General features: G+C 32.2%; 20 protein-coding genes and 1 tRNA gene. 3 read left to right on the top strand and 18 right to left on the bottom strand.

What is annotated here, in order from left to right:
- Positions 1 to 72 precede the first annotated feature (72 nt).
- The gene (locus ACUV9F_RS02380) at positions 73 to 462 is read right to left on the bottom strand and encodes a hypothetical protein (protein ID WP_446184090.1); all 390 of its coding nucleotides are present in this window, start codon (positions 460 to 462) and stop codon (positions 73 to 75) included.
- Entirely contained in the window at positions 455 to 1717 is a 1263-nt protein-coding gene (locus tag ACUV9F_RS02375) for a Y-family DNA polymerase (protein ID WP_446184089.1), read from the bottom strand. Before ACUV9F_RS02375 ends, ACUV9F_RS02380 begins: the two co-directional genes overlap by 8 nt.
- Positions 1718 to 1887: 170 nt before the next feature.
- On the opposite strand from ACUV9F_RS02375, the gene ACUV9F_RS02370 reads away from it, so the two are divergent.
- Positions 1888 to 2073, top strand: a complete 186-nt coding sequence (locus tag ACUV9F_RS02370; RefSeq protein ID WP_446184088.1) for a PspC domain-containing protein — start codon at positions 1888 to 1890, stop codon at positions 2071 to 2073.
- Positions 2074 to 2123: 50 nt separating this feature from the next.
- Here the strand turns inward: ACUV9F_RS02370 and ACUV9F_RS02365 are convergent, their stop codons facing one another.
- The 4 genes from ACUV9F_RS02365 to ACUV9F_RS02350 form a co-directional block, all read right to left on the bottom strand.
- Positions 2124 to 2330 (bottom strand): cold-shock protein, encoded by a 207-nt coding sequence (locus ACUV9F_RS02365; protein WP_446184087.1) that lies wholly within the window; start codon positions 2328 to 2330, stop codon positions 2124 to 2126.
- A 158-nt stretch (positions 2331 to 2488) separates the two neighbouring features.
- Entirely contained in the window at positions 2489 to 2617 is a 129-nt protein-coding gene (locus tag ACUV9F_RS02360) for a hypothetical protein (protein WP_446184086.1), read from the bottom strand.
- Between the two features lie 76 nt (positions 2618 to 2693).
- Positions 2694 to 4031 (bottom strand): type I glutamate--ammonia ligase, encoded by a 1338-nt coding sequence (glnA, locus tag ACUV9F_RS02355; protein ID WP_446184085.1) that lies wholly within the window; start codon positions 4029 to 4031, stop codon positions 2694 to 2696.
- 126 nt (positions 4032 to 4157) lie between these two features.
- A complete protein-coding gene (locus ACUV9F_RS02350; RefSeq protein ID WP_446184084.1) occupies positions 4158 to 5585 on the bottom strand; it encodes an APC family permease in 1428 nt (475 codons plus the stop codon).
- Positions 5586 to 5750: 165 nt separating this feature from the next.
- Between ACUV9F_RS02350 and ACUV9F_RS02345 the strand changes: the two genes are divergently transcribed.
- Positions 5751 to 7817 (top strand): Orn/Lys/Arg family decarboxylase, encoded by a 2067-nt coding sequence (locus ACUV9F_RS02345; protein WP_446184083.1) that lies wholly within the window; start codon positions 5751 to 5753, stop codon positions 7815 to 7817.
- A 22-nt stretch (positions 7818 to 7839) separates the two neighbouring features.
- On the opposite strand, the gene ACUV9F_RS02340 is transcribed toward ACUV9F_RS02345, so the two are convergent.
- The 12 genes from ACUV9F_RS02340 to ACUV9F_RS02285 all read right to left on the bottom strand — a co-directional run bounded on the left by ACUV9F_RS02340 (position 7840) and on the right by ACUV9F_RS02285 (position 19781).
- Positions 7840 to 9099 carry a methionine gamma-lyase family protein gene (locus ACUV9F_RS02340; protein ID WP_446184082.1) on the bottom strand — a complete coding sequence of 420 codons (1260 nt, stop codon included), beginning with the start codon at positions 9097 to 9099 and terminating at the stop codon, positions 7840 to 7842.
- 2 nt (positions 9100 to 9101) lie between these two features.
- Positions 9102 to 9680: a GNAT family N-acetyltransferase gene (locus ACUV9F_RS02335; RefSeq protein ID WP_446184081.1), complete on the bottom strand. Its 579-nt coding sequence runs from the start codon at positions 9678 to 9680 to the stop codon at positions 9102 to 9104.
- The gene (locus ACUV9F_RS02330) at positions 9649 to 10233 is read right to left on the bottom strand and encodes a TetR/AcrR family transcriptional regulator (RefSeq protein WP_446184080.1); all 585 of its coding nucleotides are present in this window, start codon (positions 10231 to 10233) and stop codon (positions 9649 to 9651) included. Before ACUV9F_RS02330 ends, ACUV9F_RS02335 begins: the two co-directional genes overlap by 32 nt.
- Before the next feature lie 63 nt (positions 10234 to 10296).
- A complete protein-coding gene (smpB, locus tag ACUV9F_RS02325) occupies positions 10297 to 10770 on the bottom strand; it encodes an SsrA-binding protein SmpB (RefSeq protein WP_446184079.1) in 474 nt (157 codons plus the stop codon).
- Positions 10771 to 10786: 16 nt separating this feature from the next.
- Positions 10787 to 13060 (bottom strand): ribonuclease R, encoded by a 2274-nt coding sequence (gene rnr / locus ACUV9F_RS02320; RefSeq protein ID WP_446184078.1) that lies wholly within the window; start codon positions 13058 to 13060, stop codon positions 10787 to 10789.
- 10 nt (positions 13061 to 13070) lie between these two features.
- Positions 13071 to 13826 carry an alpha/beta hydrolase gene (locus ACUV9F_RS02315; RefSeq protein WP_446184077.1) on the bottom strand — a complete coding sequence of 252 codons (756 nt, stop codon included), beginning with the start codon at positions 13824 to 13826 and terminating at the stop codon, positions 13071 to 13073.
- A gap of 62 nt (positions 13827 to 13888) precedes the next feature.
- Positions 13889 to 14125, bottom strand: coding sequence for a preprotein translocase subunit SecG (secG, locus tag ACUV9F_RS02310; RefSeq protein WP_446184076.1), 237 nt, complete (start codon positions 14123 to 14125; stop codon positions 13889 to 13891).
- A 154-nt stretch (positions 14126 to 14279) separates the two neighbouring features.
- A complete protein-coding gene (gene eno, locus ACUV9F_RS02305) occupies positions 14280 to 15575 on the bottom strand; it encodes a phosphopyruvate hydratase (RefSeq protein WP_446184075.1) in 1296 nt (431 codons plus the stop codon).
- Between the two features lie 31 nt (positions 15576 to 15606).
- On the bottom strand, positions 15607 to 16362 hold the full coding sequence (gene tpiA / locus ACUV9F_RS02300) for a triose-phosphate isomerase (RefSeq protein ID WP_446184074.1): 756 nt from the start codon (positions 16360 to 16362) through the stop codon (positions 15607 to 15609).
- Between the two features lie 15 nt (positions 16363 to 16377).
- Positions 16378 to 17589, bottom strand: a complete 1212-nt coding sequence (locus tag ACUV9F_RS02295; protein ID WP_446184073.1) for a phosphoglycerate kinase — start codon at positions 17587 to 17589, stop codon at positions 16378 to 16380.
- Positions 17590 to 17697: 108 nt separating this feature from the next.
- Positions 17698 to 18714 (bottom strand): type I glyceraldehyde-3-phosphate dehydrogenase, encoded by a 1017-nt coding sequence (gene gap / locus ACUV9F_RS02290; RefSeq protein ID WP_446184072.1) that lies wholly within the window; start codon positions 18712 to 18714, stop codon positions 17698 to 17700.
- A 32-nt stretch (positions 18715 to 18746) separates the two neighbouring features.
- Complete coding sequence (locus tag ACUV9F_RS02285; RefSeq protein WP_446184071.1) at positions 18747 to 19781, bottom strand: sugar-binding transcriptional regulator; 1035 nt, start codon at positions 19779 to 19781, stop codon at positions 18747 to 18749.
- A gap of 199 nt (positions 19782 to 19980) precedes the next feature.
- Here ACUV9F_RS02285 and ACUV9F_RS02280 point away from each other — a divergent pair.
- A tRNA-Arg gene (locus tag ACUV9F_RS02280) sits at positions 19981 to 20052 on the top strand.
- The last annotated feature ends 309 nt before the right edge of the window (positions 20053 to 20361 follow it).

Genomic DNA, 20361 nt, shown 5'->3' with positions numbered 1-20361 from the left:
CTTTATATTTTTGATACTAATAAGGATATTATACCAAGATTTACTTAAGGTTTATAGCTTCATAATATTTCCTTAAACATTTATTACATTGTGCCATTCACAGAATACAGAATATATATCTTCAAACTTTACATATTTTTCTTCAATGTATACTCCTCGAGTATCTTTTCCCTTAATATATCCAGTAACCGGTTCTAATAAGATATTATTTTTATTAACTTGTCTTAAATCAACACTTACCTTTGAATTATTTTTTTGAGCGTCACTCAATTCTTTAAATATTTCGGGAACACTCATTTCTTGTAAATGCTTCCTATTTGATTTGATTTCTTTTTCTTTATTTCTTTTATAACTGGCAACCGTATGATCTGATAAATAAAATCCTTGCCATTTCATCATTCCACGATCTTGATATTCTTTTAAAAAAGCATTTACTAAATTAGGATCATAATTATTATTCATACGTATTACCTCCAGCATGTCCTCCTACAAGACCCGCACGACTAATTGCCGTCGCTCCTTTAGTTTTACTAGAAAGTTTCACTAAAGAAGTAAAACCATATTTTTTTCTAATTATATCAACCGTGGTATCAAGTATTTTTAATTTCTTTTTATGATCATCTATATCAAATAAATCCAATTGTTCATATTTATCATCGACCAAGTTACTACATGATAATTCTAAATACCTAACAGGCTCTTTTTTCCAATTTTTTTCAAAAATTTCTATTACATATTTTTTAATATCTGTATTCCTATTAGTTGCATCAATCGTTAATGAATGTCTAAATCCTTTGGATTTTTTTGACCCATATCCTTGCGAATTTCTTACACCCAAACTAATAGTTCTTGTTGCCACTTTATGTGATCTGAGTCGAGCTGCAACTTGTTCTGAAAGTTCTTTTAAAACAGCCTCTATCTCTTCTTTATTTCTATATGTTTTAGGTAATACTTGACTATTTCCATAAGACTTTTCCTTAGAGTGATATCTATTTTTTATAATTGATCTATCTATTCCCCAAGAAATTGCAAATAACTGAGAACCCATCTTCCCAAATTTTTCTTTTAGTAAATATGGATTAAAATGTGCCAAGTCATAAATAGTATCGATTCCAAGTGCGCTTAATTTTTCACTTGTTCTTTTTCCAATAGACCATACAGATGACAATTCTTTCACCGTCCATAATTTATCCGGTATATCCTCATAGTGCCACTCTGCAATTAATGAATGGTTATGTTTAGCCTCAATATCTAAAGCCAATTTTGCAAGTAATGGATTATCACCAATGCCTACTGTTAAATAAACTCCCACTTTTTTTCTTACTTCCAATTGAATTTTTCTAGCAACCTCACTAGGAGTATCGCCAAATAATCTCCAACTTTCTGTCATATCTAAGAAAGATTCATCAATTGAATAAGGATGTATATCTATAGGTGCAGTATATCTTTCAAAAATTTCATTAATTTCAAGGTTTTTTTTAATATATAAATTCATATGAGGAGATACTTTTAATAATCTCTCATCGTCTTGGGGCAATTCACTACCTCTAGTTACATTAGTAATTCCATATATTTTTTTTGCCATAGGACTTGATGCTAAAACTAAACCATCTCCAGTATTATTTTCAGTGGACATCACCACTAAGATTGCTTTTAAAGGGTTTAATCCTCTTATTGCACATTCTACTGACGCATAAAAACTCTTACTATCTATCATAAAAATTACTCTTCTGGGCTCATGCTGATAATCATACATAACAGACTCCTTCACAAAAGTTCATAATAAATTATACGAACATATGTTCTTATTTGTCAATTCAATCATTTAAAATTCAATCTTATAACTGCTATAATAAAAATTATAATAAAAGATTGGAGGTAATCATTATGCATTTACCTATTAAGCGTTCAAGTAATAATAAGGTTATTGCTGGTGTACTTGGCGGTATTGCCGAACATTTCGGTTGGAATGCTAACTTACTTAGATTAATTTATATAATTTTGACACCAACATCAGTATTTGCCGGAGTTCCCATTTACTTAATTCTATGGCTACTTATGGAAGAAGACTAAAAAAAGAGATAAGTCTTAGACTTATCTCTTTTTTTAACTTTTTAATTTAATTATCCGTTTACTTTAACAATGTTTACAGCTTGTGGTCCACGATCGCTATCTTCAACATCAAATGTAACAGCTTCGCCATCTTCTAATGATTTGAATCCTTCTGATTGGATAGCTGAAAAGTGTGCAAATACATCTTTTCCATCTTCTCCAGTAATGAAACCAAATCCTTTATCAGCGTTAAACCATTTAACAGTTCCGTTTTGCATATTAAAATCCTCCATGACATATCAATGTATGTTTATTTTTTTTCGTAATTAATATTGATAGGTACAGATGAATCTTATAACACAAAACCCAAATTACATTTCAAAATTGATCACTTCAAATAATATAACATGAATTTATTTAAAAATCAATTCATAAATTAATAACGTCGACGATGCCTTTTAAATGCTGATCCAATTATTCCTGAAAAAATACCCGTCAAAGCAATAACTGCAAGGGTTGCCTGCCACCAGGGTGCATTCCATATAAAATCAAATAATTCTTTCATAATAAAAACTCCCAATAATTATATTAATATAATTATTTTACCTTTAGAAAACCTAAAAATCCAACTAAGTACTCAATTAATACAACTCTAGATACTCGTTACGTTCCCAATTGGAAACTTGTTGTTTATACCTATCCCATTCCATATTTTTTGCTTTTTTAAAACTATGGTACAGTTGTTTACCTAGATTTTCCTTTAATAGAGTATCTACTTCTAAAGCTTTAAGTGCATTATGCAAGGTTGAAGGTAAATTATATATATGATTGGCCTGCCTTTCATCCTCTTTCATACCATATATATTTTTATCAACAGCTTCTTCAGGCTTTACCTTATTTTGTATGCCATCAAGTCCTGCCACTAAAATTGATGATATAGCTAAGTATGGGTTTGCGGATGGATCCACACTCCTTAGTTCCAAACGCGTTCCCATTCCTCTTGCCTGTGGAACTCTAATTAAAGGAGTTCTATTTTTACCCGACCAAGCAACATATACTGGAGCTTCAAATCCTGGAACCAATCTTTTATACGAATTAACAGTTGGATTATTAATAGCAGTTAAAGCTTTTGCATGTTCTAAAACTCCACCTAAGAAATATAACGCTGTTTGACTTAATTTTTCAACGCTTCTATCATCAAAAAAGGCATTACCATTTTTATTAAAGAGACTCATATTTATATGCATTCCACTTCCATTAATACCAGCTATTGGTTTTGGCATAAATGTTGCAAATAAACCATGTTTTCTTGCAATAGTCTTTACCACCAATTTAAAAGTCTGAATTTGATCAGCAGCATTTAGAGCATCTGTATATTTAAAATCAATTTCATGTTGTCCAGTAGCAACTTCATGATGAGATGCTTCAATTTCAAATCCCATTTTTTCTAATTCTAATACAATATCTCGTCTACAATTCTCGCCTGAATCTAATGGTGCAAAATCAAAATAAGTGCCTTGGTCATTCAAAGTCATAGTAGGATGACCTTCTTCATCCAGTTTAAATAAGAAAAATTCAGGTTCAGGACCTATATTAAATTCTTCAAAACCTTGCTTTTTCATATTATCAATTGCTTTAATCAAATTATTTCTTGGGTCCCCCAAAAAAGGTGTTCCATCAAAGTTATGAACAGAACATATTAATCTTGCCACCTTACCATACGTATTTTCCCATGGGAAAATTAACCAAGTATTAAAGTCAGGATATAAAAACATATCACTCTCTTCAATTCTTGCAAACCCATCAATAGAAGATCCGTCAAATGATATTTTATTATTAAGGGCCTTATCCAATTGACTAATTGGAACTTCAACATTTTTTATAATTCCATTAATATCTGCAAACATCAAACGAAGAAATTGAACATTTTCTTCTTTAACAATTTCTTTTATCTTCTCAGCAGTAAAATTCTGTTTCATTTATATTCTCCTTCATTTTAGGACTATACCAATTATTTATAATATTAATATATCAACCAAAAATAATTGTAAAAATCATACCAATTAGAAATATAAGTGTCAACATAAAAAAAGAAAGCTAAAAAATTAGCTTTCTTTATTTGTTATCCTTGCTAATAATGGCATTACAAATCCAAGTCCAAATAAAACGAGGACTGAAATAATATTCATTACTAGTTGATGTACAAATGCCGTAGTACCGAATTTAGCCTCTTGTGGCATGAATCCCATAGTTGCACATATAAATGTAAACAATAAGCACCATCCGCCTACAAACATTGCTAATGGTTTATTTTTAATAAATACATATGATGAATTAAATTTTTCTTGCTGTGCTCGTAATGCCAAGAATCCTACAAATACCCAACAAGTTTTATATGGTGAGACAATTCCATTTAAGTTTAATAGCCAATTAAATATCGAATTAATATTTGGTAAAGTCGCACTTAATAGTAATAAAAACAAACATAATCCAGCAGTAAAGATATAACTGTGAATAGGTCGTCCAGATTTATTTTGCTTTAACAACCATTTAGGCATAAATTTAATGGCAGTATCTGCCGAAAGTACTCGACTAGATGCATCAATTAGAATTGCTAGTTGTGCTAACATAAAAATCAGCTGTGCAACAGCAAACATATACATTAAGACTTTACCCATTCCTAGTTGCTGGCCTAAAACTTGAAATGCATAATATGCACCATTCATTTTTAAATCATCTGGTAAATGGTTAGCATTGAAAAATACTCCTAAAGCAAGTGAACCAAAAATAACAAGAAATCCAGTCATAAATGCTAACATCCACATTGATTTTGGAAATTCCTTTTTTGGATTTCTCAACTGCTGGACATAAGTTGCACCTAATTCAGCACCAGACGTTGCAAAAATTAATAAACCAGTAGTTGCAAAATAATGAGTTGAAAAATGAGGTTTAAACGCTGACCAACTAAAATGTGTAGCAGAAGGAATCCCTTTCATAACTCCAAAAACAGTTAAAACAACAAATAATACTGCCATTAAAAACATAGCAGCTCCACCTAGTAAAGACATTATTTCTAGTGAACGACTAAATAAATTTTCTGCGACAATAAAAATTAGAATAACTGCAAATGTAAAAATACCAAACCATGTACTAGACATATGTTTATCTAATGAATTATCTCCTAAAATCATCCAAGACATAGCAACAATAACAGAATTAGCTACATCAATTAAATAAGGCAATGTACTTGACCAATACATCCAACTAGTCCAATAACCAAAGGTATCCCCTGAAGTACGACGGATCCAAGTAGCTAATCCGCCACCATTTTCAGTAAAAGTTGTACCCATTTGAGCTGATATAAGTTCGTAAGGAATAATATAAGCCAATAATAAAAATATCCATGAAAATACTACTGATAATCCTTGATTTTGAAAAGGATAAAATATATTTTCAAATCCAATAACTGTTACAAATACTAAAAAGCCAAGAATTGGCCAAGACATATATTTTCTTTGCTGATTTATTTCCATTTATTTATCTCCAAATATTTTAATTTAAGATTTAAATTAAAATACAAGGAGGCTTATTTCTATAATATCCAAAATTAAACATTAAATTAAACTTCCTATTCTATAAAGTACTAATTATAAACTATAATAAAATATGTGTATAGCTTATCTGAAAGGCAGTAAATTATGAAATTAAATATTGGAATTAGTAAAAATATTAACTTAGACGAATTAATTATTGATAAAACAAATTTAGGTTCTCTTGGTGCTGCAATTATTACGTATAATGATCAAGCTGAACTTACTTTAATTAATGAAAGCAAACTACAGATACCTACTTTTATTTTTAATAGTAAATACGAAAAAACAATCAAAAATTTTCATTATATACAAAGTGACTTTTCAGAAAAATATTTATCTGAAATAATTGATTCTGCAAATAAGTACGAAAAAAATCAAATTCCTGATTTTTTAAATGATCTATTAAGCTTCAGTGACGACAATCCAACAAGTTTTGCAACTCCTGGGCACCACGCAGGAAAATATTTCAATTTAAATCCAGCAGGCTATTTGTTTAAATCCGCATATAATCAAACTTTCTTTAGCAGTGATACAAGCGATGTAGTTACTTCTTTAGGTGACATGCTAACTCATGGCGGTTCTCCATTAACTGCAGAACAAGCTGCGGCAAAACTATTTGGTGCCGATAAAACATATTTTGTAACAAATGGAACAACTGGTTCAAATAATATTGTTTCTAGTGCCTTATTGCAGCCCGGAGATTTAGTATTATTTGATCGAAATAACCATAAATCACTTTATAATGGAGCACTAGTACTAAACGGTGCAACACCTGTATATTTAGATACATTAAGAACAAGCTTAGGTTTAATTGGACCTGTAAATTTTAAGAACATAACTGAAGATAAACTAAGAGAAGAAATTAAAAAAGTGGCTCCAGAAAAAGCAACAAAAAAAAGGCCTTTTAGATTAGCAATACTTGAATCAGAAACTTTTGATGGGATTGTACCTAACGTAAAATATATCTTAAATACGATTGGTCAATTATGCGATTATATTTTGTTTGATTCCGCTTGGGGTGGTTACGAGAGCTTTGTTAAAGCGATGTCACCAACAGACCCTTTACATATTGATCTTAGTCCTAAAGATCCAGGAATAATCGTTACTCAATCAGTACACAAACAACAAGCAGGTCTTGCACAGACATCACAAATTCATAAAAAAGACTCTCATATTAAAAATCAAGACCGCTATGTTTCTCATGAACAATTTAACCATGCTTATTTAAAACACGTTACAACAAGTTATTCTTACCCAATATATACTTCTTTAGTCGTTAACATTGCTTTAAATAGCGGTCCAAGAGGTCAATACATCTGGAAACAGGCATTGAATGATTCTATTAATTTTAGAAAAAATTTACTCACTACTAATTTATTTAAACCATTCAATAATCCTAAAATGTTAGAATATTCTAACGAAGAATTAATTAATAATCCTAATCTTTGGAAATTATCAAAAAATGAGAAATGGCATGGTCTTACTTCTATTGATCCAAACCAAGCATATCTTGATCCATTTAAAGTCACTATCACCTTACCCAATTCTAAAGAAAATGGAATATCTGGATGGGTACTAGATAGATATTTAATTGATCATAACATAGTTCCTGAAAAAGCCGACCCAAACTCAATATTATTTTTAGTAACCCCGGGTACAGATAATTATGATTGGGACAAATTATTATCCGTTTTAAAACAATTCGAAGATGATTACTATAACAATGTTTTAGTATCTGAATGCCTTTCTAAACTTTATAAAGAAACAGGCTCGAGATATAAAAATGTCACTTTACAACAGCTGTGCTGCGAACTATCGAATTTCTTCAAAGATAATAATTTAATCACAAACCAAAAAGAATTATTTACAAATAGCAATGAAAAACCAAGGCCTTTATCTGCTTATGAAGCTGATTCAGCTTTTGTTCGTGGAGATTATGATACAGTTCATTTAAAAGAAGCTCTTGGAAGAATTGCCGTTCAAGGAGCTTTACCTTATCCACCGGGTATATTTGTCGTTGTACCAGGTGAAAAATGGACTAAGCCATCAATAAATTATTTTGAAACACTATTTGAAGGAATTAAAAAATTCCCCGGATTTACTCCAGAAATCCAAGGAGTAATTATAGATAAGAGTGGGAATCCAAAAGTTCATGTAATGAAAAAAGCTTAATTTCAAATTGAAATTAAGCTTTTTATTTACTAAAAAACGTATCCTGTGCTGCTCCCATAATAGCAAGCTTAACATGTGCGTATGTTAACCCACCTTGAATATATATAGTATACGGTGGACGAATTGGACCATCACCAGAGAATTCAATTGTAGATCCCTGAACAAATGTACCACCAGCCATTATAACTTCATCTTCATATCCAGCCATTTTTTCAGGAATTGGAGTTACAAATGAATCAACAGGGGAATTATGTTGAATTGCCTCGGCAAATTTAACCATTGGTTCTTTTTTACCAAAATTCACTGTTTGTACAATATCAGTTCTTGGAGAATCCCACTTAGGACTTACTGAACATCCCAATTCTTCCAACAATGCTGCTTCAAATATTGCTCCTTTAATAGCATTTCCAGTTACTTGTGGCGAAATAAAGAAGCCTTCGAACATTAATGACAACAATGAACCTGTAGCTCCTTCTGCCCCACCAATTCCAGGTACAGTGAAACGATAACTTACTAATTCTACTAACTCTTTTTTACCAACTATATATCCACCAGTAGGAACAATTCCACCACCAGCATTCTTATACAAAGAACCAGCCATTAAATCAGCACCAACCTCTAGAGGCTCAACTGTTTCAGAAAACTCTCCATAAGCATTATCAACAAATATCCATATATCAGGAAAAATTGATCTAACAACATCAATCATCTCTTTTATCTTATTTACAGTAAATGAATCCCTAGTAGCATATCCCCTAGATCTTTGGATTACTATAACTTTGGGCACATTAACACCTAAATATTCTCTAACAGCATCTAGGTCAACTTCTCCGTTGTCTTTCAAATCAATATAATTTACATCAATATTATATTCTTTTGGACTTCCTATACCTGATCCGGCTAGACCCAAAACTTCTTGCAAAGTATCATATGGTTTTCCTGTAATATATAGAATTTCATCACCAGGACGAACTAGTCCCAATAAGGAGACACCAATCGCATGAGTTCCAGATAATAGTTGAGGGCGAACTAATGCATCTTCGCCACCAAGAGCTTGTGCGTAAATTTTTTCTAAAACGTCACGTCCTTCATCGTAATGACCATAACCTGTTGAACCGTTAAGATGACTTTCAGCAACGTGATTATCATGAAAGGCCTTTAGGACTTTTGCTTGATTTTCAATTATTTGTTCATCTATTTCAGCAAATTTAGGCTGGATTTTTTTGTCTACTTTATCAACTATTTCTAGTAAGTTCTTATCGAAATCATCACGATAACTCATTTTCATTGCCTCACTGTATCTAAATTTAATTGCATGTGATCATACAAATGACTACCGATATATAGTTCACCAACTTTTTTATATCCCATTTTTGCATATAATTTTTGAGCCGGAATATTATTTACATCAACATTTAAACTTAAAATTTTTTCACCTTTTTTTTCAACATAATCAGGCAAAAACTCTAACATTTTTTTGCCATATCCCATATGATGCATGTCAGGATGAACAGCTAATGAGTCAAGATACCACTCACCTGGCCATGACTCTTTATCAGCAAACATATTTAAGTTATTATCCACTCCATATTTATCAAATAACGCAATAAGTGGATCATCGATATGATCTTCTAATTCTGCAGGATATCCTGCAGCTATTGATACAACTTTACCATCAACGTCATCAACTAAAATATTTTCATAGCTATAACGATAATTAGGAAGTTTAAAAGCTTCTTCAAGCATTAGAAATAGTTTTTCATTACCAATTTTTTTAAAACTTTCTAATTCCATATCATCAAAAATTTGTTTTAATATCGGTAATACTTGATTAACATCTTCTTTTTTGGCTTGTCTGATCATTTAATAATTCCTTTTTATAATAATTTACATTTTCTTGAATACTATTCTTTAAATATGAAATATAATTTCTCGATTGCTTACCAAAATCTTGTTGATCAAAATCGACTTCTTCATTTAATAATAACTCAAAATTAAATATTAAATATTCAGTCAGCAAACTCATTTCTTTTTCAAATTCATTAAAATTTTCTTGTTTAATACACTTACAATTATTAATAAAATAATTATAAATTCTATCATATAAAAACTTCTGTCTGATATTACTTCTTGTGAATAAAAACAAGTTTTTACATATATTTTTATTATTCTCAAATCCTTCAATCAGATTATCTATCAACTCAGAGCAACATTCTTTTTTGAGTGCTTCATCAAAAATTTTTTTGTTAATTAGATGTGAGTAAATCTCATTTAAAGATGAGAATTGAAAATATAAAGTACTTCTTGATACATTAGCAATTTGAGAAAGTTTTTTTACGGTTATTCTCTCAACATTTTCTTTACTTAACTCACGAGACAGTACTTCCAAAATATATTTCTGTGTTTCAAGTGTCAAATCAATTCTCCTAATAAAACATTACAACAAATATCCCATCAGAGTTAAATTACGCAAAAACATTTAACGCATATTTATTTTAATCGATCTTCTCATTTCTCGATCTTGTTCTCTTCGTTTAATAGTTTCACGTTTATCAAATTGTTTCTTACCACGTCCTACTCCTATTAAAACTTTAGCAAATCCTTTTTTAAAATACATTTTTAAAGGAACAATAGTTATTCCCTTTTCTTGTACCTCACCAGATAATTTTCTAATTTCTTTTTTATGTAGTAATAATTTTCTATTTCTTAATGGATCGTGATTAAATCTATTTCCTTGTTCATACTCATTGATGTGAATATTAACTAACCACGCTTCGTCATTTCTAATTTGAACAAATCCATCTTTTAAATTTACACGACCAGCGCGAACCGATTTAATTTCAGTTCCCGTTAACGAAATCCCTGCTTCAAAAGTTTCTTCAATTAAGTAGTCATGACGAGCTTTTCTATTATTTGCTATCTCATTATCAGGTTTTTTTGGATGTTTCTTCATTTATTACATCCCCTTTTTAATGTTTATTAAAAGGCTTTTTACTTCCTCTATTATTTCTATGCTTATTTCCACCATGTCTTCTAGCAGCATTTTTTTTCTTTAATTCATCTACTTTAGCTTGCTCTTCAGGTGGTAAAACTACTTCGAAATCTATTTTTCTTTGCTCAACATCAGCACGAATTAGTTTTACTTTTATTGGTTGACCAATTTTATATATTTTATGTGTTCTTTTACCAATAAGAGCTAACTGTTTTTCATCATACTCATAAAAATCATCTTGCATATTTGAAATATGAACTAGACCTTCTACTGTGTTTTCAAGAGTTACAAAAATCCCAAAACTTGTTACCGATCCTACAACACCGTCGTATACTTCACCAACGTTTTCTTCCATGTATTCGGTTCTCTTCAAATCGTTAACAGCACGTTCAGCATCAATAGAATGTCTTTCTCTACTTGATGAGTGTTGCCCAATCTCTGGAAGTTGTTCACTCCATTTTTCTTGTATAGATTCACTTTTATCATTTGCATATTGATGAATCATTCTATGAACTACCAAGTCAGGATAACGTCTTATTGGTGATGTAAAGTGAGTATAAAATTCTGCAGCTAATCCAAAATGTCCAAGAGGTTCTTCAGAGTATCTAGCTTGTTGCATACTTCTCAACAACATTGTTGTAGTAACTAATTCTTCAGGGGTACCTTGAGTTTTTGTTATTACTTCTTGAAGCATCTTAGGTGTAACATTTTTTAATGAACCTTGGACCTGAACCCCAAAAGTACTAGCAATTTCAAAGAAATTCTTTACCTTCTCTTCATCAGGCTTTTCATGAACACGATATAAAAATGGTAGATGCATTTTTTTATAGTGTTCTGCAACAGTCTCATTAGCAGCCAACATAAATGACTCAATCATTCTTTCAGATATTCCTCGTTCTCTTATCTGAATATCAATGGCTTTACCATTTTCATCAACAATAGTTTTTGCTTCTGGTTCTTCAAAATCTATTGCTCCACGATCATGTCTTTTTTTATATAAAATACTATGAAGTTCTGACATTTCATTAAGCATTGGAACTAACTTGGAATTATCCTCAATTAATTCTTCATCACCATCTAATATTTTATTCACATTACTATATGTTAAACGAGCATGAGAATTAATAATACTTGGATATATTTCATGACTAACTATATTTCCGTCTGGGTCTATTTCCATATCACAAGTCAATGATAATCTGTCAACTCCAGGATTAAGTGAACATATTCCATTAGAAAGTCTAAACGGGATCATTGGAATAACTCTATCTGTTAAATATGTACTTGTTCCTCGGGTATAAGCTTCTTGATCAAGTGGAGATCCTTCAGTGACATAGTGGCTAACATCAGCAATGGCAACGCCTAGATGGTAATTCCCGTTATCCATTTTCCAAAGGGTAACAGCATCATCAAAATCTTTAGAATCATCCCCATCAATTGTAACCATAACTTGATCAGTTATATCAACACGACCTTTTCTTTCCTCATCAGTAACAGTATCAGGTATTTTTTCAGATTGCATAATTGCATCATCTGGAAAATCAACATGGATGTCATTATCATAAACGATTGTTAATATATCAACCCCAGGGTCATTTTTGTTACCTAAAATCGTTTCTGCGACTCCCTCCATACTTTGAGGGAGTTCTTTACTTGGATATCTAGTCAATGAAACCTTAACCATATCCCCCAATTGGGGATGTAGTCCTTCATCAGGAATAAAAATACGGTATCCAGATATCTTTTTTTCATGGCTTTGGACATAGCCAAGCATTCCTGTTTTTTTGACTTGTATATCACTATATGGTTGGAACTCACCAACAAGCTCAGTCAATCCATGACTAACTATCTCGACTATCTCACCCTCAGGTCCTTTACTTCCCCATGGGTTAGCCGGTTTAGTTATCTTAACTTTAACTTCATCGCCATTGATTGCATGTAAAACATTAGGTTTAGCAATAAATATATCAGGATCAGTTTCATCATATCTTACAAATCCGAATCCTTTTTCATTAGCTCGAAATTCACCTTCAACAATTTGATCAGTGGGAGCTAGTTTAAAACGACCACTTGAATTAACATTTATTTTTCCTTCACCTTCAAGAATTGCTAAACTTTTAACAATTTTTTTAAATGCTTGTGCCCCATTCATTCTTAATATGTCATTAATTTGCTCAGGATCATATTTTTTCTCGGGATTATTTCTAAAAATTTCCAAAGTTTCAGAAATCAATTTATCTTCTACAGCCATTACTTACCTCTTAGCCATTCATATTTTTATTTAAAAATTCTATTACATCATCTTCTAATTGATGATGAGCATTATTAATAGTGAGGACATGTTTTGCGCCCTCATACCATTTAAATGTTGTATTAATACCATTATTTATTAAACGTTCGTTTAATATTTTTGCTCCATTAGGATTTACCATTTCATCATTTGATCCTTGGCCAATAAAATAAGGAGAACGTATTTTATCTAAATCCTTTATTACATCTAATTCTGCTTGATTAATTTCTTTTAAAGCAATACTAGATTCTTTTCTTATCTGATCTAAAAAACTTGAAGTAGCAGATTGAGAATAATATTCTTTTACTTTTTTTGAGTAGTCTACAAAACCATTGTGCACATTAGTATGATCATCATTAAACAAAGGAGAACCAAATACTCCTCCGCAAGATATTTCGTTATTAAACACTTCCAATGCCTTTGTGGCAAAAATTGATCCTAAAGAAAGTCCAAATATCGCTATTTCAGATTTATTTTCTTTTTTCAAAAATTCAATAGCATCAATAGTTTGCTGCCACCAAATACTAGGATGACCTTTAGTAATTATATTCTCTGGATCTTGTGTCCCATGTCCTGCAAATAAAGGCGCATAGACAGAATAATCTTGATCTTCTAATTTTCGTGCCAACAATCTCATATCATTTGGTGTGCCAGTATAGGAATGCAATAAAATAACAGCTTTTTCACTTTTATTAAAATAAAAAGTCTTAGGTGTAATTCTACTCATACTATTTACCTCTTAATATAAAAAAACTCCTGCACCATATTCGATAACAGGAGAAATAATCTTTAATGTGATGATAAATACACAAGGATTAACGAACATGCAAAGAAAATAATTGCCAAAATTGCAGTTACTTTTTCCATGAATGATTCAAATCCACGTTTCTTTTGTTGACTAAATAAATCTCCGCCACCACCAGAAAGAGCATTTAATGCATCTTGCTGTTTGGATGGTTGCATCATTATTGCAATTATTATTAAAATTGATACTACTATTAGTATAGTTTGAATGATATTATACAATTTTTATTTCCTCCGAAATGGGAGACAACTCTCCTAAAATCACACTAATAACATTACCATAATTACTACTAAAAATCTAATTTTTCCTAAAATTTAAGTTCTATAACACAAAAAAAGAATTTCGAAATTAATCGAAATTCTTTTTTAAACTATACTATTTTTTGATATTATAAAAACTCTTAATACCTTTGTATTGAGCTTGTGCACCTAATTGATCTTCAATTCTCATCAATTGGTTGTACTTAGCCAAACGATCTGTTCTACTCATTGAACCAGTCTTAATTTGACCAGCATTTGTAGCAACAACAAGGTCAGCAATTGTTGTATCTTCAGTTTCACCTGAACGGTGTGAAACAACAGCTGTATATCCAGCTTCTTTAGCCATTTCGATGGCATCAAGTGATTCAGTTAAAGTACCAATTTGGTTAACTTTAACAAGAATTGAGTTTGCAGCACCCATATCAATACCTTTTTGTAGGTAATCTGTGTTTGTTACAAAGAAGTCATCACCAACAAGTTGAACCTTTTCACCAAGTTGTTTTGTGATTTCTGCCCAATCTTCCCAGTTATTTTCATCAATAGGATCTTCAACAGAGATAATTGGATATTTAGCAACTAAATCTTCAATATACTTGATGAAACTTGGTGTATCAAATTCTTCACCAGTTGACCAACGTAGCTTATATTTCTTGTCTTCTTCATTCCATAATTCTGATGAAGCAACATCAATAGCAATAGCAATATCATCACCAGGTTTATAACCAGCTTTTTCAATAGCTTTGATTAGATATTGTAGAGGTTCTTCATTGTTAGCAAAATCAGGAGCAAATCCACCTTCGTCACCAACTGAAGTAACTTTGCCATCAGCTGAAAGTAAACTTTTCAAAGCTTGGAAAGTTTCTGATCCCATACGGATTGCTTCTCTAACAGATTCTGCACCAACAGGCATAATCATAAATTCTTGGAAATCAACTTTGTTATCTGAGTGTGCACCACCATTAATAACATTCATCATTGGAGTTGGAAGTACGTGTGCATTTGGTCCACCAAGATATTCATACAAAGGAACACCTAATTCATCAGCAGCAGCACGTGCAGCAGCAAGAGAAATTCCTAGGATAGCATTTGCACCCATTTTTCCTTTGTTTTCTGTACCATCAAGTTCAATCATTGTTTGATCAATTTCTCTTTGATCAGTGATTTCTAAGCCGATAACAGCATCTTTAAGTTCATTGTTAACATGTTCAACAGCTTTAAGAACACCTTTACCACCAAAACGTGATTTGTCTCCATCACGCATTTCAACAGCTTCGTGTTCACCAGTTGAAGCACCTGAAGGAACAATAGCACGTCCAAAAGCACCTAATTCAGTATAAACTTCAACTTCAACAGTTGGATTACCACGTGAGTCAAGAACTTCACGTCCTAAAACATCAATAATTACAGACATTATAATATCTCCCTTTATTTAAATAATTTTATTAGTTTTTATAATTTACAAGTTGCAAGAATGATTCTGGATCCATACTTGCACCACCAACTAATCCACCATCAATATCTTCTTTTGACATTAACTCTTCTACATTAGCAGGTTTTACTGATCCACCGTATTGAATACGAACATTTTCAGCAGTTTGTTCATCGTAAAGATTTTTAACAGCTTCACGAATTTCATGGCACATTTCTTGTGCTTGATCTGCACTAGCTGTTTTACCAGTTCCAATAGCCCAAATAGGTTCATAAGCAATGACTGATTTTGAAACTTGATCAGCTGTAAGACCATTAAGAGCTGCTTTAATTTGTCCTACAACCCATTCAACTTCTTTTCCGGCTTCACGTGTTTCTAATGACTCACCACAACAAATGATTGGTAACATATTGTTTTTGAATATTGCTTTAGCTTTTTTATTGATATCTTCGTCAGTTTCATGGAAATAATCACGACGTTCTGAATGTCCTATAACAACGTAATTTAATCCCATTTCTGAAAGTGCCTTTGGTGAAGTTTCACCAGTAAAAGCACCTTCATCTTCAAAGTAACAATTTTCAGCGGCTGTTTTCAATGGTTCATCTTTTGAAAACCAAACAAGTGCATTTAAATCGATAGCAGGAGCAGCAATAACTGACTCTACTTGAGATGGGTCTGGAAGTTTTCCTTTAATAGAATCCAAGAAATCTTGTGTTTCTTGTGGATTTTTGTTCATTTTCCAGTTACCCGCAATAATAGGTGTACGCATTTTGATTCTCCTTTTTTATTTGTCTGAAATTGAATCAATACCAGGTAAAACTTTACCTTCAAGGTATTCTAGTGATGCTCCACCACCAGTTGAAATATGTGTGATTTGATCAGCAATTCCAAGATCTTGAGCAGCAGCAGCAGAATCACCACCACCAATAATTGTAGTTGCATCAGTTAATTCACCAAGAGTCTTACCAATTTCTAATGTACCCTTAGCAAAATTACTCATTTCAAATGCACCCATTGGTCCATTCCATACAACTGTTTTAGCATCTTTTAATTTACTTTCAAATAATTCAATAGATTTAGGTCCTATATCAAGTCCCATAAATCCATCAGAAATATCGATATCTGAAACTTCAAAATCAGCATCATTTGAAAAATCTTTAGCTACAACGTGATCAACTGGTAAAACAATTTTATCTCCAGCTTTTTGAAGGAGTTCTTTAGCAAGTTCAACTTTATCTTCTTCAAATAATGATTTTCCGATTTTATGTCCTTGTGCTGCAAGGAATGTGTAAGCCATTCCACCACCAATAATGATGTGGTCTGATTTTGGAATCAAGTTTTCAATGACACCAATTTTATCTGAAACCTTAGCACCACCAAGAATTGTTACAAATGGATGAACTGGATTATCAACAGCATCTCCAAGGAACTTAATTTCTTTTTCCATTAGATATCCAGCAGCAACTGGCTTACCAGCAGCTTTCATTGCAGTTGAAATACCTACGTTTGATGCATGAGCACGGTGTGCTGTTCCAAAAGCATCATTTACAAATACATCACCCAATGATGCCCAATATTCACCAAGTTTAGGATCATTTTTGCTTTCACGCTTACCAAAATCATTATCGATATCTTGGAAACGTGTGTTTTCCATTAAAATAATGTCACCATTATTCATTGAATTTACAGCATTTTCAAGGTCTGATCCTTCATTTTCTGCTACAAATTTAACATCTTTACCCATTAATTCAGAAAGTTTTTTAGCTACAGGTGCAAGTGTTAATTCTTTTTTATCATCATCACTCTTAATTCGTCCCAAGTGAGATAGAAGAATTACCTTACCACCATTTTCTGATACATATTTAATAGTTGGGATAGCAGCAACGATACGGTTATCATTACCAATAACGCCACCCTTAATAGGTACATTAAAGTCAACACGAATTAATACTTTTTTATCTTTCACGTCAACATCTGAAACAATTAATTTAGCCATTTTAGCCTCCGAGTAAATTAAAAAGGCAGAAGGAGAAACCTCCCTCCGCCTTCTAGTTTAAAAACGTATATGCTTTTTTAAATTGACAATCTATTCGTAATTAAATAATTACATCAAGCTTGCAAATTTTTGCAATGTACGAATCATTTGAGCTGTGAAACCTGATTCATTGTCATACCAAGCAACAGTCTTAACGATTTGTGAGTCACCAGCAGTAACAACTTGTGTTTGTGTTGGATCGAAGATTGAACCGAATTCTGTTCCGATGATATCTGATGAAACGATTTCGTCATCATTGTAACCAAATGAAGCATTGTTTTCTGTATATTTCTTAACAGCAGCATTTACTTCTTCAGCAGTAACTTTCTTGTCAAGAATTGTATCTAATTCTGTCAATGAACCTGTGATAACCGGAACACGTTGTGCATGTCCGTTAAGCTTTCCATCAAGATCAGGAATAACTTTACCAATAGCTTTAGCAGCACCAGTTGAATGAGGAATAGTATTTGCAGCAGCAGCACGTGCAGCACGTTTGTTTCCACCACGATCTGGACCATCTTGTAGTTTTTGTGTAGCTGTGTAAGCATGAACTGTTGTCATTGTACCAACTTTAATACCGAATTCTTTGTTAACGGCATTTGCAAGAGGTGCAAGACAGTTTGTTGTACATGAACCAGCTGAAATAATTTGATCTTCAGCAGTGATGATATCGTCATTTACGCCGTAAACAACAGTTTTCATATCACCAGCAGGAGCTGAAATAAGAACTTTCTTAGCACCAGCAGTAATGTGAGCTTGTGCTTTTTCAGGTGATGTGTAGAATCCTGTACTTTCAAGAACTAATTGAACACCATCATTTTTAACCCAAGCAATTTTTGAAGCATCAGCTTCAGCGTATACAGGGATTGTCTTTCCATCAATAACCAAAGCATTGTCAGTTGATGAAACTTCATGATTAAATTGACCATGAGCTGTATCATATTTTAGCAAGTGTGCCAACATGTCTGGTGAAGTCAAGTCGTTAATTGCAACAACTTCTAGATCGTCACCTGCAACTTCATAAATACGACGTAGAGCCAAACGACCAATACGTCCAAAACCATTAATACCTACTTTTGTAGCCATAGAGAAATTCCTCCTTCAGGAAATAAAATTATTTAAGGGTTATCCCTTAAAATCGCAGTTGAGGCACCTTCATCAGTTATAAGTATCGTCTGACTGGGTGCGTTTTTCATATATGATTGAATTGCTTCAGCTTTAGAAGTGCCACCAGCAATAGCAAACACATATTTAATATCATCAAGATCCCGAATATGTAATCCTATTCTAGGTATCTTGTAGACTAAGTTACCATCCATATCGAAGAAATCACCAAATGCCTCTGAAACAGCATTTTTTCTAACTAAAAGCTGTTGAACTTCAGCAGGTAGCTTTCTTCTATCAGCCATGACATCTGCTTTACCGATACTATGTAAAACAACATCACTTTTTTCAATTAATCTAATAACAGAGCTAATAGACGGTTCAAGAAGTAAGGATTCAAAACTTTTTTCACTGATATCTTCAGGAACATATAAAGCTTTGTGCTTACCATTTGTATTCTTAGCCATTCTAGCACAGATAGTGTTAGCCTGTATTTCTACAGCTTCGCCAACACCACCTCGGGCCGGAACAAAAACCAAGTCTCTTCTTTTAGACAAAAGCGGAGTTAATTCATCAGCAATTTCTGCCATTGTAATTCCACCTGTAACAGAAATTGTAACGCTACTTCTAGGTAGAGTCGAATCAAGTGCCTCGTTCAAAACCCTGCCTAAAGCTTCAATTACTCTCGCCTGCTTGTCAGCGTTACCTGGAACAATAATTACTCTTTGTATTCCTAAGACTCTACTTAAATTACGCTCATCTTCAGAAACTTCAAGTATATTAGAGACAAGTAACTCCAAAGATTCTAAAAGCTTTTTCCCTTTTTTTGTTAACATCATTCCAGATTTTGACGAAGTTATAACTCCCGAACTTTTCAAAATATCAGTTTCAGTTCTAAGAGTTCTTTCACTCATATCAAGTTCAGAAGCAAGCATTCTGCGTCCCACAGGTTCCATCCAAAGAATCTGTTGAAGTATATGATATCTTCTGGAAAGTGTTTTAAAAAAATCGGGTGCTATTGCTTCAATCCAATCAAGATTTTCGTTCATTATCACACCTCGTGGGACATCTTTTGTCCACGTATGACATTTTGCGACCCATATTGTTAAAAATAAATATTCATGAAAAACATTTACCTCTCATGAACAATTAAATTATAACAAACACTATATAATTTGCAACCAAAATCAACCGAAAAAAATTAACAATTTTGTTCCCATTCCTTTATAATATAATTATATTTTAATCGCGTCGTTAGTGTAATGGATCGCACGCAAGATTCCGGTTCTTGAAATGCGGGTTCGACTCCCGCATGACGCATACAGCCTTTTCACTAAATTTCATAGGTGCTTATAAAACTGATATAAATGTAAGGTGGTATAGACATAATTTAGGAGAAGTACGTATTAATTTTACGTTCTTCTTTTTATTTTCTATAAAAAAATCATCGTGTTATTCTACGCTTATACGGTAGCAATAACGTCAATATAGTAAAAAATACTATAATATTGGTTATCTAAAAAATATTAACCCACTCACTATCCGAGTAGTTTTTTGTCACTTAAATTCTAATAACTCACCTGATTAATTTCAGGGGTGTTTTTTTATTTGTAATTAATTAGTTCATTA

It is taken from the genome of Daquilactobacillus linshuiensis (assembly GCF_052828685.1).
This window is presented reverse-complemented; position numbering and strand designations above follow the sequence as displayed.

Coding starts and splice junctions, on each gene's coding strand:
- tpiA (WP_446184074.1), bottom strand. CDS start 16,362: ATGCGTACACCTATTATTGCGGGTAACTGGAAAATGAACAAAAATCCA.
- ACUV9F_RS02350 (WP_446184084.1), bottom strand. CDS start 5,585: ATGGAAATAAATCAGCAAAGAAAATATATGTCTTGGCCAATTCTTGGC.
- glnA (WP_446184085.1), bottom strand. CDS start 4,031: ATGAAACAGAATTTTACTGCTGAGAAGATAAAAGAAATTGTTAAAGAA.
- rnr (WP_446184078.1), bottom strand. CDS start 13,060: ATGGCTGTAGAAGATAAATTGATTTCTGAAACTTTGGAAATTTTTAGA.
- ACUV9F_RS02315 (WP_446184077.1), bottom strand. CDS start 13,826: ATGAGTAGAATTACACCTAAGACTTTTTATTTTAATAAAAGTGAAAAA.
- gap (WP_446184072.1), bottom strand. CDS start 18,714: ATGGCTACAAAAGTAGGTATTAATGGTTTTGGACGTATTGGTCGTTTG.
- ACUV9F_RS02360 (WP_446184086.1), bottom strand. CDS start 2,617: ATGAAAGAATTATTTGATTTTATATGGAATGCACCCTGGTGGCAGGCA.
- eno (WP_446184075.1), bottom strand. CDS start 15,575: ATGTCTGTAATTATTGATGTTTTAGGACGTGAAGTTCTTGACTCACGT.
- ACUV9F_RS02295 (WP_446184073.1), bottom strand. CDS start 17,589: ATGGCTAAATTAATTGTTTCAGATGTTGACGTGAAAGATAAAAAAGTA.
- ACUV9F_RS02365 (WP_446184087.1), bottom strand. CDS start 2,330: ATGCAAAACGGAACTGTTAAATGGTTTAACGCTGATAAAGGATTTGGT.
- ACUV9F_RS02380 (WP_446184090.1), bottom strand. CDS start 462: ATGAATAATAATTATGATCCTAATTTAGTAAATGCTTTTTTAAAAGAA.
- ACUV9F_RS02345 (WP_446184083.1), top strand. CDS start 5,751: ATGAAATTAAATATTGGAATTAGTAAAAATATTAACTTAGACGAATTA.
- ACUV9F_RS02335 (WP_446184081.1), bottom strand. CDS start 9,680: ATGATCAGACAAGCCAAAAAAGAAGATGTTAATCAAGTATTACCGATA.
- ACUV9F_RS02340 (WP_446184082.1), bottom strand. CDS start 9,099: ATGAGTTATCGTGATGATTTCGATAAGAACTTACTAGAAATAGTTGAT.
- ACUV9F_RS02285 (WP_446184071.1), bottom strand. CDS start 19,781: ATGAACGAAAATCTTGATTGGATTGAAGCAATAGCACCCGATTTTTTT.
- ACUV9F_RS02375 (WP_446184089.1), bottom strand. CDS start 1,717: ATGATAGATAGTAAGAGTTTTTATGCGTCAGTAGAATGTGCAATAAGA.
- ACUV9F_RS02370 (WP_446184088.1), top strand. CDS start 1,888: ATGCATTTACCTATTAAGCGTTCAAGTAATAATAAGGTTATTGCTGGT.
- smpB (WP_446184079.1), bottom strand. CDS start 10,770: ATGAAGAAACATCCAAAAAAACCTGATAATGAGATAGCAAATAATAGA.